A 16,154-nucleotide genomic window follows, 5' to 3' on the forward strand; every position below is an offset into this window, starting at 1 on the left:
CCTTATAAAATGTTATTTTTTTATTTGAGAAATAATAGCGGAGGTGACGTCTTCCGTTGAATGTTTTCCGCCGACGTCCGGGGTCAGGACGCCGCTGTTTGTGACCGTTTCAATTGATTGCAGGAGCAGATTGCCCAGCTCCTCTTCTCCGAATGAATCGAGCATTAATTTTGCCGTCCATATTTGGCCGATAGGATTGGCAATCCCTTTTCCGACAATATCCGGAGCGGAGCCGTGAACAGGCTCAAACATGGAAGGGTATTTGCCGTTTACATTGATGTTGGCGGCGGGAGCGATTCCGATGCTTCCCATAATCGCCGCGCCGATATCTGTCAGCACATCTCCGAACAGGTTTGAAGCGACAATGACATCGAAGCGCTCCGGGTGAGTGACAAAAAAGGCCGCCAGTGCGTCAATATGCTGCGAGTCCGTTTCAATCCCGGCATACTCCCGGCTGACCTCTTTAAAGATGTCATCCCAAAACGGCATCGAGTGAACAATACCGTTGGATTTCGTCGCGCTTGTGACGTGTTTTTTCCGATTTGCCGCCAGTTCAAAGGCATACCGCATCACTCTTTCCGTTCCTCTGCGGGAAAAGACCGCGTTTTGAATGGCGATTTCGTCTTCGCCCTGATACATTCTGCCGCCGACAGAGCTGTACTCGCCCTCACTGTTTTCCCGGACGACCAGCAGATCAAAATCCTTAGGGTTAACGAGAGGGGAAGTGATCCCCGGCAGCAGCTTCGCCGGCCGCACATTGATCACCTGTTCAAATTCCCGGCGTATCTTGATGAGCAGCCCCCACAGCGAAACATGGTCGGGGACGAGCTTTTGATTCCCCACCGCTCCTAAAAACAAAGCATCAAAGTGCTGTAACGTTTCTAATCCATCATCCGGCATCATGGTTCCGTGTTCCAAGTAATACTCGCAGCTCCACGGAAAAGAAGTAAAATCGAATGCCATGCCCCCATGTAATTCGGCGATTGCGTTCAACACCCGCTCCGCTTGCGGAACGACTTCTTTTCCCACACCGTCCCCCGGTATGCTGGCAATCTTGTATGTTTTCATGCTCCATCCCCCCTGAACGAATTGTTTCGGTTTACGGCAGACCGTCGACCGTCGTTTGTTATAATTCCATATTACGCCAAATCCGCTATGCTGACAAGCTCGGGAATGTTGCTTCCATAGATAAACTGTTATATGATCTTGGTAACAATAAGGCCTAAATTGTATGAAGAGGTAGGAAAGATGGATAACTTTAAATTAGATAAGCCAACCCCGTATTATCTGCAATTTTATTCCCAATTGAAAAAAATGATATTTGACGGGATTTTTAAACCGGGGGAACGGCTGAATGAAACACAGCTGGCCAAGGATTTCGGAGTCAGCCGGTCGCCGGTCAGAGAAGCGATGCGGCTCCTTGAAAAGGACGGGCTTCTGACGGCAGACGATCGAAACGGCTTTGTCATCTATTCTTTATCCGTAAAGGATGTTGAAGAGATTTATCAAATCAGAATGTCACTTGAATCACTGGCGGTCGAACTCGTCATTGATGAAGCGGCTGAGAGTGAAATTGAACTCATCGAAAAACAGCTGCGGGAGACGGAAGAAGCCATCCATAAAGGCGTCAAAGAGACGGAGATTATTTCCTTGAATGAAACGTTTCATCAGCTCCTTGTGGAGTTCAGCCATAACAGTCAGCTGGCCAAGCTGCTTGAGCATGTCAATGTGCTGATTCATTTTTGCAGAGTCCTTAATTTTAAAGGGGATGACCGTGCGGAAGTGATCTTACATGAGCACCGGAAAGTCTTTGAAGAAATAAAAAAAGGCGACAAAACAAAAGCCGTGCACTATATGACGGAGCATCTCAAGCACGATGCAGAACATCTGAAAGGCGTGCTGAAAGCACAAGAAACAGACGAATCATCACGATAGACAAGGCGAAAAGCCTTGTCTTTTTTTGCGGTGTCATCAAACCGCCATAAAGACCTGAAGGATGTTTCTTGCATGATTTTTTCTGCATCATTTATGATGGATATGGAAGAGGCGCAAAAAAGGCAAAGGAGTTTGAAAAATGGCGAAACATATTCTCATGATTAATTTTCCCGCAGAAGGACACGTAAACCCGACCCTCGGTATGACAAAGGCCTTCAGTGAACGGGGCGATCACGTTCATTATATCTCAACGGAAAAATACAAAAGCAGGCTGGAAGGAGTAGGGGCGGAGGTTCACCTTCACAGCGATCTGCTCAGAATGACACCCATTGACCCCGGCAGCCCGTCCGGCATACTGGCATTCTTAAAAGTTCATATCAAAACGTCACTGGAGATTTTACATATTGTGCAGCGTCTGGCTGAGGACATACAATTCGACGCCGTCTATTATGATAAATTCGGTGCGGGAGAGCTGGTGAGAGATTATCTCAACATTCCCGGCATCTCTTCTTCAGCATCCTTCCTGTTCAATGAAGACCGCCTGAAAATCCTCCCGCTCCATCCGGAATCGGGCGTGCCGTTTAAGCCGGACAGGGAATGTGAAGAGCTGTTGGCTGAGATGAAAGACAAATACGGCGTTGCTCCTGACAGCCTGGTTCAATTTATGAACAACACGGGTGAACTGAACGTCGTCTATACAAGCAGATATTTTCAGCCCGAAAGCGAGACGTTCGGAGATGAGTATTTATTTATCGGCCCGAGTTTTCCGAAGAGAAAGGGGCACACCGACTTTCCGATTGATTCCTTAAAGAATGAAAAAGTCGTTTATATTTCAATGGGGACGGTGCTCAGCGACACGGAAGCATTTTTCAATCTGTGCATAGACGCGTTCTCAGATTTTGAAGGCAAGGTTGTCATCGCCGCCGGAGAAAAAGCCGATCTGTCGAAAATCAAACAGGCACCGGAAAACTTTATCATCGCTCCATACGTGCCGCAGCTTGAGGTGCTGGAGCAGGCTGACGTATTTGTTACACACGGCGGAATGAACAGTGTAAATGAAGGCATTCATTATCAAGTGCCTTTGGTCGTCATCCCGCACGATAAAGATCAGCCGATGGTTGCACGCCGCCTGACTGAACTGAATGCCGGCTATACAGTGCAAAAAGATGAAGTAAGCGCTGAAAAGTTAAAGCTTGCTGCAGAAGAAGTGCTGCATAACGGGAAATATAAACAAGGCATTCAAGCCATTAACGAAAGCTTTAAAGAATGCATGGACATGAAAGATGTCCTGGCCCGAATCGACCGGTTTATTGAACAAAAAAAATAATACACGAAAAAAGCCTGTTTCCGCTGTAAAAAGGGAAACAGGCTTTTTATAAAGACTCTTAAATGACGTGATGCTCTTCATTTGCGAGTTTGATAAGAGTCAGAAGAGATTCTGCCTCACGTGCGCCGAGTGTTTTTTCCAGACGGTCTTTTTCAAAGATCTGCTGGCCGAAAACATTCACGGACGCCTGATCTACTGTCGCATGCCAGTCCTTTTGTGAATGATTCTCAGAAAAAGAGAAGACAAACACAGCAAAGACCGCTATAAGCATCGCCTTAACCCAAAATTTTTGCCGGTTTCCTGCTGTTGACATAGGCCGCCTCCTAAACGATTGTTTTACAGTATTAGATCATATATGAGCTGTTTTTAATAGAGTAAAGAAGTATTATTTTCAGGTAGTTCAAATGGTATGGAGAACAGCCGGATGCACGCGGGTCAGGCTGATGCGCCAATTCATAGTTTGTTCATATTTTATTAAAAGTTTATCCAACCCTGTCCTTTACAGTAGGTATAACCACAAACCTACTGCCGAAAGGGGCCTGAAAATGCATATTCATTTGATGAACAAAAACCAGTTTGAGAGTGATTTGGAGGCTGCAGGATTCAGCCGTCAGGCAGATGATATTATCGGCAAAATGAAAGAGTACGTAACGGAATGCGCGGCTTCATCCGAACGGTTCCTGATTGAAATTCAAACCGTCATGAACGAATACAAAGCTGTCGTCTGTGCGATGTTTTCAACTATGGAAATTGCCGGGGCCAAAAAAGATGAGAAGCATGTTGAATTCGAAGCCTGTACTGTATTGTGTGAATAAAAGATCGTCATAAAAACTCCGCGGCTTCTGATTATTATCGTATATTTACCAACTTATGCTGTTCAAGGAATAATATTGAAACCCATATAAAAGCCATTCGTATAAAAGAGAGATACAGTTTTTATATGGGGGGGATAATAATGAAGGATAAGAAAAAACAAGCTTTTGAACAGCTTTTCAGCACTTTAGACGGAAGGCATGAAATAAACGGAGCTGTTTTAGCGGCAGAAAACGGCCGCATTTTATATCAGGGTTCATTCGGCACTGCAGAACTGGAAACAAACAGGATGCTGAATGACCGCTCTGTCTTTGAATTAGCCTCAGTATCGAAGCCGTTTACTGCTCTCGGGATTATGAAGTTAGAGCAGCAGGGGAAGCTGCGGTATGACGATATAATAGAGCGGTGGCTTCCTGATTTTCCTTATCCGGGCATTACCATTCGGCATTTACTTCATCATACGTCAGGATTGCCGGATTATATGGAGCTGTTCTTAACACATTGGGACCGGGACAGAATTGCCGTTAATCAAGATGTGATTGATATGCTTAAGCAGCATAAACCGGATGCTTATTTCCCGCCGGGTAAGGGGTGGCTTTACAGTAATACGGGGTATGTTGTGTTAGCGGTTATGATTGAAATTGTATCAGGCATGAGTTTTGCTGAATTTATGCAGCAAGCTGTATTTCATCCGCTCCGTATGAACGATACGCGGGTTTATAACAGAAGGCTGAGTAAAGAAAACATCCCGAACTATGCATATGGCTATGTCTATGATGTGCATTCCGGAGAGTATGTCCTGCCTGATGAACTTGAGGAAACCAATTATGTCGTCTTCCTTGACGGCATTCAAGGTGATGGAACCGTTAACTCCGCGATAAGAGATTTATATCTGTTTGATCAGGCTCTTTATACGGAAGAAATCATCAGCAAAGAGACGAAAGACCAAGCTTTTACACCTGGCTATTGGAATGAAGAAGAGCACTTCGGGTATGGATTTGGCTGGATGATTCAAAACAGCCCCCAAAAAGGGAAGGTTGTCAGTCACGACGGAGGCTGGCCGGGCTATTCAACTCTGATGATCCGTTATATTGACCACAATAAAACACTGATCTATCTCAGCAATATGGAACAACCGTATCAATTTGAACAAGCTGTGATTGCCGCGGCTGTAAACATCTTATTTGATCAGCCATACGAGATTCCGAAACGTCCGGCGGATCAGAAAAAAGCAGATATCGATCCTGCGATTTACAGCAGATTTACCGGTGATTACTCATTTCAGGATGACACACATGCATCGGTGGCGGTAAAAGAAAATCGATTGTATCTTACTATAGACGGGCAGACACCATTCGAATTATTCCCAATGGCGGAAACCCGTTATTTTGTCCGGGCGCTGCCGCTTGAAATTGAATTTGCCGGTGATAAAGACCAAGCGGCCTCACATTTCGTTTTATATCAAGACGGCACAGAAGAAACCGCTCTGCGAATAGACTGAGTGACATACAAAAAAACCGCCGTCCTGAGAAGACGGCGGTAATAGAAAAGTCAAACCCCTTTGATGACGCGAAATTTCCTTTTCGGCTCTGACATGAATATAGAAGAAAAAATCATAGCTCCGAGCATGGTGATGTATTCCATATAAAGTGAAACCTCTGCCAAAATCAAACCTGCAACCATTAAAACAGCGCCTAATACCACCGCAAAAACCTTCGTTTTCATGATGAGTTCCCCCTATTATCTGATAATTGAATTATACTGCATTTCCATTAATGTGTACATTTTGTGAACAATTTCACCTGACGAAAGGCAATGAAGAGAGATTTGAAGAATTAGGAGAGGTGACCGGCTGCAATTCATCTTTTGTTTTACTGACGAACCGAAAGGGAAAAGTAAAAAATCAAAAAGGCAAAGGAGTTCTTGAAATGAAAGCAAGATTATTTTTATTCAGCATGTTTCTCCTCATTCCCGTCCTGGCGCTTGCCGGATGCAACAGTCAATCTTCAGGAGGAAGCGAAAAAGCGAAAGACAAAGAAACGCACGCTCACGAAGACATGAATCACTCAGGTTCATCCGAGGTGCCGAAAGGTTTAAAGAAGGCCGAAAATCCGACTTATAAAGTCGGCAGTGACGTCATGATTTTAGCTTCTCATATGAAGGGCATGAAAAATGCGCAAGGAACGGTAACAGGTGCTTATGATACAACGGTTTACAGTGTATCTTACACGCCGACAACTGGAGGGAAGCGCGTTAAAGATCATAAATGGGTCATTCAGGAAGAATTAAAGGGCGCCGGTGATAAGACGTTAAAGCCGGGTGACAAGGCCGTCATCGAGGCATCCCATATGAAAGGCATGAAGGGCGCTGAAGCCGTCATTGATTCAGCCAAAAAGACAACCGTTTATATGGTCGACTATACATCGACGGACGGCGGCCAAAAAGTAACCAACCATAAATGGGTGACAGAAGACGAGCTGTCCGCCGCAAAATAAAAAAAGACCGCAAAAGCCGAAGGAACTCCTTCGGCTTTTTTGCGGTCTCACACTTATGCGGTTTTTCTTTTCAAAGCGGGTCTCGTTAAAGAAAACACGGCTAACGCGACAGCGATAATGACAATCAAACCGCCGCACCAGGCGGTTGCTGTGACAGAACCCGTTTGTCTGATCACGCCGCCGCCGATGGCTGACCCGAGCGCAATGCCGATTTGCAAAGCGGATGTATTGAAGCTTTGCTGAATATCGGAAGACTCAGGCGCAATTTTGATCAAATAACTTTGCTGCGCCGGCGCAAGGCTCCAGCTGAGCAATCCCCAGATCACCATCGCAGGCAGGAAAATGATTAAAGAAACCGTTGACAGCGGAAGGATAAACAGGATCAAAGCGAAAGAAACAGTCACAAGCATGATGCTTTTAAATGATCCCAAACGGTCATACAGCCAGCCGCCGAACGGTCCGCCGCATACCGCTGACAGGCCGAACAAAAAGTAGCATACACTGACCCAAACGGAACTCAAATGAAGCGTTGTTTCCAAAAAAGGCGCAAAGTAGGCATAGAGTGTGTAATGCCCAGCCAGTGTAAACAAGGTGACAAGATGTGCGCTGGCAATTTTGGCGTTCCAGACCGTCTTGATCTGCTCACGAAACGGAATCATTTTTTCAGCAGGTATTTTTTCAAAAAAGACGCTGATAATCAGCATGGAAACAAGAGATAATACGCCGATTCCCAAAAACAGAACGCGCCATCCGAAAGCATTGCTGATGATAATGCCGACAGGCACGCCTAAAGCGATTGCGGAGCTGAAGCCCATGAAAATGATGCCGATCGCCCGCGCTCTGTATTCCGGCGCTACGATTTTAGGGGCAATCGTTAAAGAAAGGACGACAATCAGTCCCGTACTCATGGAAGCGAGCACCCGTGACACCATCAGCACGGCGAAATTAGGACTGAAATAAGCGACCAGATTACTCAGGAAGAAAACAAAAAGTGCGATTAAATAAAGCCGCTTTCGTTCAGCTTTTGCCGTCACTGCCAAAAGCAGCGGGCCGGATACCGCGTAACCGAGCGCAAATACGCTGATCAGCTGCCCCGCGCTGACGATGGATATATCTAAGTCGGAAGCGATTTGCGGGAGAATACCGCCTACTATTAATTCAACCAATCCGACTGCAATAGTAGATGCTGCAAGCAGAAATACTTTGAAATTCATGTACAGATACTCCTTTTTTTATTTTTTAGAAAATAAAAAATCCTGATTACAAAAAGTGTGCGGGACAATTTTTTGTAATCAGGATTTTACGGTTCCTGGTAGACACCCTCAAACCATATCATTGAGGTTATACAATGTATACAATATTCGTTTGTGTCCGTTTCTGCAAAGAATTCTACCATAATAGTGAGAGAGATTCCATAGAAAATTCGAGGAAATCCTTTCAGTTTCAATAGCGGCGGCTGTAAACGTCATTGATGAAGCAGAAAAAAATTTATGATAACCATAAGGAGTCTATACAGATCAAACATTACACAGCCGGAGGAAACCGATGAATAAATACGAAAAAATCGCCGCCGCCATGACAAGTTCGTCGTGACGTCAGTCAATTTAAAACGTTCATAAAGCGCCGAAGTGTGAGAGAAATCTCACTTTTTTTCGTTGCGGCTGATTTACACCTTCGCTTCATTTATGTTATATTACCCAATGATAGAATCATCCTACAAATTACAGAGGTGTTTTGATGGAGATATCCAAAACAAGCAGACTGTCGCTCGTAGAACAAGTGGTGGCGCAAATTGAATCGTTAATACAATCGGATAAATGGCCGGTCGGGACGCGCATTCCCCCTGAGCTGGATTTAATGAAGCAATTTGATGTGAGCCGAAACACATTGCGTGAGGCCATTCGGGCGCTCGTACATGCCGGCCTTCTTCAGACTAGGCAGGGGAGCGGTACGTATGTCAGCTCATCCAGTGTACTCGGCGCGGCATTTTACCGCCATATAAAAAAATCAAATTTGCTTGAAACATTAGAAGTCAGATACGCACTTGAGAGAGAAGCCGCACGATTGGCGGCCCAAAGGCGTAATGACGAAGATCTTAAAGCACTGAAGGCATGCCTGGATGAATGTGAGGCGGCCTTGCAAAATGAAGATCGAAAACGGTATGCCGAAGCTGACATTAAACTGCACAAAACAATTGTACAGGCGGCCCATAACAATATGCTTTCTGATCTATACGAGCATATGACGGATGCGCTTTGTGCGTCAGTCCATAATCTCTTGGAAATTACGCCTGCTATCCGGATCCACACCCAGCTTGCCGCTGCGATTGCCGGACAGAAACCGGATGAGGCCATGGAGACCGTCAACCAATACATCACAGTATTTAAAGATACAATACACATGGAGGATGAACATGAAAATTGAAGACGAACATCAAATTCTGCAAGCAAGTCAGCGTAAAAAACTGATATTGCTGGTTATCGGAGTCATATTGATAGGGGCCAACCTCAGAGCGCCTCTGACATCGGTCGGGCCGCTCGTTTCCTCAATTCGGGACACCCTCGGCATGACCAATGCGGCTGCCGGCACCATTACGACAGTGCCGCTTTTGGCCTTTGCATGTCTGTCGCCGTTTGTTCCTTTATTGTCCCGGCGCTTCGGGACCGAGATTGTCTTACTGTCATCATTAATTGTCCTGACAGCCGGAACTCTGCTGCGCTCCATCGCCGGAATCGGCACTCTCTTTTTCGGAACGATCCTGTTAGGATTGTCGATCGCCGTATGCAACGTCCTGCTGCCGGGTCTCATTAAACATAAGTTTCCCGGAAATTTAGGCGTCATGACCGGCGTCTACTCGGTTTCAATGAATCTGTGCGGTGCGATTGCATCCGGCATCAGCGTGCCGATCGCCTCTTCAGCGGGGTTAGGCTGGAAAGGCGCGCTCGGCTGCTGGGCTATCCTTTCTTTCATTGCGTTCGTCATGTGGATTCCGCAAATGCGAGGACGCGAATTGCCCGTCCGCACGACTGGGACAAACGGAGAGAAGAAAAGCAGTCTGCTGCGGTCTCCGCTGGCTTGGAAGGTGACGTTGTTCATGGGGCTGCAATCCCTTATTTTTTACACCATCATCGCTTGGCTGCCGGAAATTCTTCAGCAGAATGGACTCAGCTCAAGTAAGGCGGGATGGATGCTTTCATTAATGCAATTCTCAGTCCTGCCGATTACTTTTATCGTGCCGATCGCTGCCGCTAAAATGAAAAACCAGCGCGCACTCGCCGGACTGACGGCTTTATTTTTCCTTATCGGCATTGCCGGCGTCCTTTTCGGAAGCCCGGCCCTCACTCCGCTATGGGTCATTTTGATCGGAATTGCGGGAGGCTGTGCGTTCAGTCTGGCGATGATGTTCTTCAGCCTGCGGACCCGCCATGTCCATGAAGCCGCGGCGCTTTCGGGAATGGCCCAGTCATTCGGATATTTGCTTGCCGCGTTCGGACCGCTCGTATTCGGTCTGCTGCATGACATCACGCACGGCTGGACGGTTCCGTTATTCATGCTGATCGCGGTCTCCGTTCTGATTTTCATTTTCGGAGTCGGAGCCGGAAAAGCAGAACAAATTAAAACTGCATAAAAAAACAAAGGGTCCGCTTAGGGTCCTTTGTTTTTTATTTAAAAAGCTGTCTCAGGCCGTCACGTTGTCAGTTTTAAGCCGATGACCCCGATGAGGATAAGCCCCAGAGACACCAATTGTGACAGATTGAATTTTTCTTTAAACCAAAGTATGCCCACGGCTGATACGCCGATGCTTCCCATCCCGGTCCAAGCCGCATACGCGACACCTGTGGGAAGAACCTGCATCGCTCCGGAAAGGCAAAAGAATGAAAGCATAAAGCCTGTTACCATGACAATCAGCGGCCACTTTTTTTTAAAACCGTCAATATGTTTCATGGCAACGGCCGCTACAACTTCCTCCGCTCCGGCAATAAATAACAGCAGCCAAGCCATTAATGTTCACCCCTTGTTTCAGTTTCTTTCGTAAATACCTTCATTCCTAAAATGCCGGACAACAGCAAAGCCAAAAAGAAGATTTGCCCGATTGAAAACGATTCGCCTAAAATGACGCCCGTTACATATGTGCCGACGGTGCCTATTCCGACAAAAACGGTATATGCGGCAGCCATCGGTATTTTTTTATAAGAACGGATCAACATCAGGAAGCTGACGGCAATCAGCAGGAAAATACCGATCCAATCAATGAGCGAGTCCGCATGTTTCAGAGCGGACGCCCAAACCACTTCTAACAGTCCGGCTATCAGTACAAGCAGCCAATACATTTACAGTCACCTCAATTATGAATGAATGTCAGTCATTTTTATGGCGGTCAAAAATGATCGGTCTCTGCCAATCATTTCTGTAAGCTTCTTTTGAGAAAGCTGAATATTTCTTTTTTATATACTTCGAGATCAACATCCTGTTCACAGCCGATATAAAACCGTTCAGCCGCGTTCTCGACAACATTGATAATCGTTCTGGCCGTCCATCTGACATGAATGCCGCTGATGACCTCACCCTGCTCAATGGCCGTATTGATGACGCCTTCCAGCCAGGAATAATAAGGCTGATAAATGGCCTCCCATTTTTCCATTGAGTGATCGATGGCAAGACCGGAATAACAGAGGACGATAATATCTTTATGAAGCCGGGTGATGTGAAATGTCTCATCAACCAAAATGTCCAGCACCGTCCAAAAATCTTCAGTGCCGTCCGTTTTCCCTTTGATTCTGTCCAGCGTATGATCAAGCAGGTTTTCTGCAATCGCTGATATGAGGGCGTTTTTAGAAGAAAAATATAAGTAAAACGTCCCTTGGGCCGTTCCGGCTTTTTTGACGATTTCTGAAATGGATGCTTTGTCTAATCCTTTTTCAGAAATGACTTCAATCGCGGCTTGCAGGATCTTTTCATATTTTCCCGAGCTTTGTTTTGCCAATAGAGGGGTTCCTCCTTTTATGAATGACTGTCATTCATTTTATCGTATTTTCGCTTTTTTGTAAATAAAAAGGCCGGAAAGAAGATCATGCTTCTTTCCGGCGTTCATCATTTATCACTGTCGATCATAGCCTTCGGCAGTCCCGTATATTTTGCCCAGTAATAAATACCGAGCGAACCGATGGCGATCAGAATCAAGTCAAGCGGATTGCTGATAATGCCCAATCCGTGGCCGAACGAGCCGAGATAGGAGAAAATCAGCATCATCACATAAAAGCCGACGATCCACCATGCTGATTTCAGCTGCTGCCGTATGCTGACATCATCTTTGGGAGCATATTTACTGAAACAGAGGTAGATCAGAAACATGACAATTTGGGAACCGAGAAGCCAGGATACGGTGCGCCATCCGGACCAATATACAATATAAGAAGTGAAAATAAACGACAGCGGCCCGATGATGCTCATTCCTTTTAAATAAAACGGTCTGTTAATATCCTTCGCGTTCACCCTCAGCGCCGCTGAAGAAATCGGCGCAATCGCATAAGACAGAATCAATGCGACGGAGCACACGTTGACGAGAGCGTTCCAAGAAGGGAACGGCAGCGTCCAAAAAACAGCCAGACCGAACGAAAGCCAAAGGGAGGCACGCGGTGTCCCGGTTTCTTTATTGACTTTAGAAAAGATGCTGAATAAAGTTCCGTTTCTGGCCCAGGCGTAGACGAGACGTGAAGTCGTATTCATAAAGATATTACCGTTACCGCCCGGTGATAAGATCGCATCTAAAATAACCAATGTCGCCAGCCACCCTAATCCGAGCAAAACGGCGATATCTTTAAACGGAAGAGAGAATTCCTTCCCGATAGCCGGCCATCCGTGCTTCAGGGTATCCGCCGGAATCGCCCCGATAAAAGTGAGCTGCAGCACGGTGTAAATAATAGTAGAAACGATAATACAGACAATCAATGCGATCGGAATGTTCCGCTTCGGATTCTGTACTTCACTTGCGACAGCCACAATCGGGTGCAGCCCAAGATAGGCGAACATGACACCGCCGGTAGAAATCGCGGCTTGAATTCCGGTGAAACCAAAAGGCGCGAATCCGTGAACGGTCATATTGCCCGGGTGAAAATGAAAAATCAGTACTATAATAACCGTAATCGGAACGACATATTTAAAAATCGAAATAATGAAGTTTGCTTTTGCAAAGGTTTTGACACTCCAGTAATTGAGGAGGAAGAACATGCAGAGCAGCGCAAATTGCAATATCCACCCGGCAATTGTCGGCGAGTCAGAACCTTTCACGGTCAGCCCGGGAAACCAATACGCCACGTATTGGCGGACTGCCGTGACTTCTATAGAAATAAGGCTCGTGTAGGCCACAATGGTGACAAAGGAAATTAAATATCCGACAAGGTGTCCGTGTGAATATACGGGATACCGGATAATTCCCCCGGTCCGCGGCAGCGCGGCGCCCAGTTCCGCATAAACTAAGCCGATCAATAAGATGATTCCCCCGCCGATCAGCCAGGAAAAAACGCCTGATGGGCCCGCTTTAGAGGCGACGTTACTGACGGCAAACAGCCATGCTGAACCGAATATGGCTCCCATGCCGATTAAAATAAGATCAAAAAGTGACATAGATTTCTGGAAGTTTCCTTGCTTAGACATTCGCTGCCTCCTTATAAGACATGTTCTATTTACATAATTCCCATTATCATTCGAACATACCCAGCCGGCCGGCTGGAAAATTAGGACAGCTTTATATGCTGAAGTATGTACAGCAGTATGCTCAAATCATAATGGAGTGACTTGATACGGCCGCATGTCAAGATCTCCCCGCTTATATTCCCCGTTTTGCTCACGTTCAAACCTTACATCTATAAAAATAAAAAAACGCCCGAAGCAGGCGTTTTTTTATTACAAGTTCATATCTTTCAGTCCGGGGCTGTGCTCATTCGGAAGCTCAGGAAGTTCCGGCACAGGGAACCCTTTAGGCGACTCAGACACACTTAATTCGCCGCCGTTTCGGCTCGGCGTCTGTCCTTGCAGAATTTCTCCGATCCGTGTCGGATCCAGTCTGAAATTAAATTGGGTATTATGATATCCCATCTCAACGAATTTCCGGCATTCCGGATATTTTTCAATGTCATAATTCGGCACGGGGAATAATTTGCCCCATTCAACACCCAGTGTTTCCAGCGCTTTTGTAAAAGCATTTTGATGAGCATTGTCACGGACAATCAGGAAACCGAGTGTTTCTCTGAACGTCTGATTAGAACTCATTTCATAAATGCGCGTTTTTTGCAGCACGCCGGTTGATTCCAGCACGACATTGTCCAATAAGTCGGCAATCAGATTCCCGTGGTTGTATACCCAAGACCCGTTCCATGGATTGCCGCTTGCATCTGCAGGAAGAGAACTTTGCGCCCCGATAATATAATGGTGCGGATTGGCATGCTTCACCGCTTCGTCAATCGGCGCCTGATCTCCGGGGCCCTCCGCGCCGCTTTCATCGAGCAGCGCATTAATCGTACTCTGGACGAGTTCAACGTGTGTGATTTCTTCTAAGAATATACCGCGGATCAGGTCGCAGAACTGCTTTTCTTTTCCTCTGAAATTAGAGCTTTGGAAAAAGAATTGCATCATCGTCCGCATTTCTCCGTAGTGCCCGCCTAAAATTTCCTGAAGCACCTTGGCGGCGGCCGGATCCGGCTTAATGATATTGATCAGTTCTTCTTTGTAATAGTACATGAACAGCGCACCCTGAAATCAGTTTTCAGTTCTTCTGTTAGTGTCTTAGCAAAGTCGGTTTTTGTGTATCGGCAGCAAAAAAGGACGGAAAGTGTGTCCCGTCCTTTTGCGTTAAGCCTCGACCGCCCCGCGGAGCTTCGTGTTGACAAGCCCGCTCCATCCTTGGTCCATCGTACTGTGAATCTCCGAGCTTTTCCGATTGACTTTATTGATGACGGCATCCGGCTCTTTCCATCCGCCGTGAATGAGAGTGAATTCCGTATCTCCGCTTTCCGTTTCTTTCAAGACAAAAGAAACGATCCAGCCTTCCGTATCCCACGAAAAAGAGAGGCGGTACGGCGCTTCAATATTCAGTAGCTTGCACGGAGACGGACCGAATGGAGATTCCAGCTGAAAATCACTGTCTTCTTGAGGCGTGAAATCATTCGGCATAAACCAGAGAGACAGTCCGTCCGCAGTGGAGACCGTATCCCAGACCACTTGCAGCGGCGCCTTGAAAACGGCGGTATGAATAATGTCCGGTAATGTTTGATTACTGCTGTTGTTATTTTTGTTATCATTGTTTTGTTTATCAGACATGCTGCTAACCACTCTTTCGCTGTTTTTTCTTTTGATCATACTACACGGGGCAGGACATTTGAAAACAAATCAAACTTAGTTTATGCTTTTTCAAAGCCATTCAATACATTTTAAGGAGACGTAGTGATGACAGATCAATTTAAAGCGTTAGTAGTCGATCAACGTGAAGACCGGTTTTCAGTCAGCGTACAGGAGCTCGCAGTTCAGGACCTTCCCGAGGGTGAAGTGCTGATTAAGGTTTGCTATTCAGGCGTGAATTACAAAGACAGCTTGGCTGCCATTCCTGACGGCAAGATCGTAACCTCGTATCCTTTCGTGCCGGGAATTGATTTAGCGGGAATCGTCGTTTCCTCAGATGACGCCCGTTTTAAAGAAGGGGACAAAGTCATTGCGACAAGCTACGGCATAGGCGTTTCCCACTTTGGCGGCTACAGCGGGATGGCCCGCATTCCTGCAGATTGGATCGTGCCGCTGCCTGAAGGTCTGACTCTTAAAGAAGCCATGACGATCGGAACCGCCGGCTTTACGGCCGCATTGTCCGTTCAGCGTCTTGAGGAAAACCATGCCGCCCCTGAAAAAGGGAAAGTGCTGGTGACGGGAGCAACAGGAGGCGTCGGAAGCTTTGCGGTTTCCATTCTTTCTGCATTAGGCTATGACGTAGAGGCCAGTACGGGAAAAGAAGAAGAAAGCGGCTATCTGAAAAGTCTCGGTGCGAAATCGGTTATTCACCGTGACGAAGTTTACAACGGCACGTTAAAACCGATGCAAAAACAAAAATGGGCCGCGGCCGTCGATCCGGTCGGAGGTGAGCCGCTTGCTTCAGTTCTCAGCCAGATTCAGTACGGCGGAGCAGTTGCAGTGAGCGGACTGACAGCGGGAACGAAACTCCCGGCTACGGTCTTTCCGTTTATATTGCGCGGCGTCAGCCTCCTGGGAATTGATTCCGTATCCTGTCCGATGGAGACAAGAAAGAAAACATGGCAGCGTCTGGCTGAAGATTTCAAGCCAGCGGATCTCGAGACCTTTATTCAAAAGGAAATTACACTTGAGGAACTGCCGGACACGCTCCCTGCTCTCTTAAAAGGAAAAGCGAGAGGGAGAACGATCGTTAAACTGAACGAAGAATAAACAAAAACCCCCGATCAGCAGTTGGGGGTTTTTTCATTATATAATCATTTACTGATTAAAACTGAGATGATTATTGAGTATATTCTGAAAGTGAGCTGATTTTAAACAAATATTGGTTATATGTAGATCAAATTCAGAAA

18 protein-coding genes and 1 riboswitch are annotated in these 16,154 nt (G+C 46.3%); of the genes, 8 read left to right on the forward strand and 10 right to left on the reverse strand.

Annotated elements, in window-relative coordinates:
- Positions 1-12 precede the first annotated feature (12 nt).
- The gene (locus tag AD710_RS10770) at positions 13-1,068 is read right to left on the reverse strand and encodes a tartrate dehydrogenase (protein WP_049627986.1); all 1,056 of its coding nucleotides are present in this window, start codon (positions 1,066-1,068) and stop codon (positions 13-15) included.
- 180 nt (positions 1,069-1,248) lie between these two features.
- Here AD710_RS10770 and AD710_RS10775 point away from each other — a divergent pair, with 180 nt between their 5' ends.
- Both AD710_RS10775 and AD710_RS10780 read left to right on the forward strand, forming a co-directional pair.
- Complete coding sequence (locus tag AD710_RS10775) at positions 1,249-1,935, forward strand: GntR family transcriptional regulator (RefSeq protein ID WP_029575258.1); 687 nt, start codon at positions 1,249-1,251, stop codon at positions 1,933-1,935.
- A gap of 139 nt (positions 1,936-2,074) precedes the next feature.
- The gene (locus AD710_RS10780; RefSeq protein WP_049627987.1) at positions 2,075-3,262 is read left to right on the forward strand and encodes a macrolide family glycosyltransferase; all 1,188 of its coding nucleotides are present in this window, start codon (positions 2,075-2,077) and stop codon (positions 3,260-3,262) included.
- Positions 3,263-3,320: 58 nt separating this feature from the next.
- Here AD710_RS10780 and AD710_RS10785 read toward each other — a convergent pair whose 3' ends face one another.
- Positions 3,321-3,575, reverse strand: coding sequence for a hypothetical protein (locus AD710_RS10785; protein ID WP_049627988.1), 255 nt, complete (start codon positions 3,573-3,575; stop codon positions 3,321-3,323).
- A 232-nt stretch (positions 3,576-3,807) separates the two neighbouring features.
- Between AD710_RS10785 and AD710_RS10790 the strand changes: the two genes are divergently transcribed.
- Positions 3,808-4,077, forward strand: a complete 270-nt coding sequence (locus AD710_RS10790; protein WP_016937087.1) for a hypothetical protein — start codon at positions 3,808-3,810, stop codon at positions 4,075-4,077.
- 140 nt (positions 4,078-4,217) lie between these two features.
- Positions 4,218-5,576 (forward strand): serine hydrolase, encoded by a 1,359-nt coding sequence (locus tag AD710_RS10795; protein ID WP_049627989.1) that lies wholly within the window; start codon positions 4,218-4,220, stop codon positions 5,574-5,576.
- A 50-nt stretch (positions 5,577-5,626) separates the two neighbouring features.
- Here the strand turns inward: AD710_RS10795 and AD710_RS19815 are convergent, their stop codons facing one another.
- On the reverse strand, positions 5,627-5,800 hold the full coding sequence (locus tag AD710_RS19815) for a hypothetical protein (protein ID WP_016937085.1): 174 nt from the start codon (positions 5,798-5,800) through the stop codon (positions 5,627-5,629).
- Between the two features lie 203 nt (positions 5,801-6,003).
- Here AD710_RS19815 and AD710_RS10800 point away from each other — a divergent pair, with 203 nt between their 5' ends.
- Positions 6,004-6,570, forward strand: coding sequence for a YdhK family protein (locus tag AD710_RS10800; RefSeq protein ID WP_045926971.1), 567 nt, complete (start codon positions 6,004-6,006; stop codon positions 6,568-6,570).
- A 53-nt stretch (positions 6,571-6,623) separates the two neighbouring features.
- On the opposite strand, the gene AD710_RS10805 is transcribed toward AD710_RS10800, so the two are convergent.
- Positions 6,624-7,784 carry an MFS transporter gene (locus tag AD710_RS10805; RefSeq protein WP_049627990.1) on the reverse strand — a complete coding sequence of 387 codons (1,161 nt, stop codon included), beginning with the start codon at positions 7,782-7,784 and terminating at the stop codon, positions 6,624-6,626.
- A 55-nt stretch (positions 7,785-7,839) separates the two neighbouring features.
- Positions 7,840-7,939: riboswitch (purine riboswitch) on the reverse strand.
- Positions 7,940-8,307: 368 nt separating this feature from the next.
- Between AD710_RS10805 and AD710_RS10810 the strand changes: the two genes are divergently transcribed.
- A complete protein-coding gene (locus AD710_RS10810) occupies positions 8,308-8,994 on the forward strand; it encodes a FadR/GntR family transcriptional regulator (RefSeq protein WP_049627991.1) in 687 nt (228 codons plus the stop codon).
- Complete coding sequence (locus AD710_RS10815) at positions 8,984-10,198, forward strand: CynX/NimT family MFS transporter (RefSeq protein ID WP_049627992.1); 1,215 nt, start codon at positions 8,984-8,986, stop codon at positions 10,196-10,198. The genes AD710_RS10810 and AD710_RS10815 overlap by 11 nt, the downstream gene beginning before the upstream one ends.
- Before the next feature lie 59 nt (positions 10,199-10,257).
- Here the strand turns inward: AD710_RS10815 and AD710_RS10820 are convergent, their stop codons facing one another.
- From AD710_RS10820 to AD710_RS10845, 6 genes are all read right to left on the reverse strand, one after another.
- Positions 10,258-10,572 (reverse strand): DMT family transporter, encoded by a 315-nt coding sequence (locus AD710_RS10820; protein ID WP_007409295.1) that lies wholly within the window; start codon positions 10,570-10,572, stop codon positions 10,258-10,260.
- Positions 10,572-10,901, reverse strand: a complete 330-nt coding sequence (locus AD710_RS10825; RefSeq protein WP_049627993.1) for a DMT family transporter — start codon at positions 10,899-10,901, stop codon at positions 10,572-10,574. The genes AD710_RS10820 and AD710_RS10825 overlap by 1 nt, the downstream gene beginning before the upstream one ends.
- Positions 10,902-10,972: 71 nt before the next feature.
- Positions 10,973-11,554, reverse strand: a complete 582-nt coding sequence (locus AD710_RS10830) for a TetR/AcrR family transcriptional regulator (protein ID WP_016937079.1) — start codon at positions 11,552-11,554, stop codon at positions 10,973-10,975.
- A gap of 107 nt (positions 11,555-11,661) precedes the next feature.
- Positions 11,662-13,224, reverse strand: a complete 1,563-nt coding sequence (locus tag AD710_RS10835; protein WP_049627994.1) for an APC family permease — start codon at positions 13,222-13,224, stop codon at positions 11,662-11,664.
- Positions 13,225-13,473: 249 nt separating this feature from the next.
- On the reverse strand, positions 13,474-14,307 hold the full coding sequence (locus AD710_RS10840) for a manganese catalase family protein (protein WP_049627995.1): 834 nt from the start codon (positions 14,305-14,307) through the stop codon (positions 13,474-13,476).
- A gap of 111 nt (positions 14,308-14,418) precedes the next feature.
- Positions 14,419-14,886 (reverse strand): SRPBCC family protein, encoded by a 468-nt coding sequence (locus AD710_RS10845; RefSeq protein WP_049627996.1) that lies wholly within the window; start codon positions 14,884-14,886, stop codon positions 14,419-14,421.
- Positions 14,887-15,012: 126 nt separating this feature from the next.
- On the opposite strand from AD710_RS10845, the gene AD710_RS10850 reads away from it, so the two are divergent.
- Positions 15,013-16,014, forward strand: a complete 1,002-nt coding sequence (locus AD710_RS10850) for an NADPH:quinone oxidoreductase family protein (RefSeq protein ID WP_045926943.1) — start codon at positions 15,013-15,015, stop codon at positions 16,012-16,014.
- The last annotated feature ends 140 nt before the right edge of the window (positions 16,015-16,154 follow it).

Origin of the sequence: Bacillus sp. JFL15 (assembly GCF_001184225.1) — a bacterium.
GTDB classification, from domain to species: domain Bacteria; phylum Bacillota; class Bacilli; order Bacillales; family Bacillaceae; genus Bacillus; species Bacillus siamensis.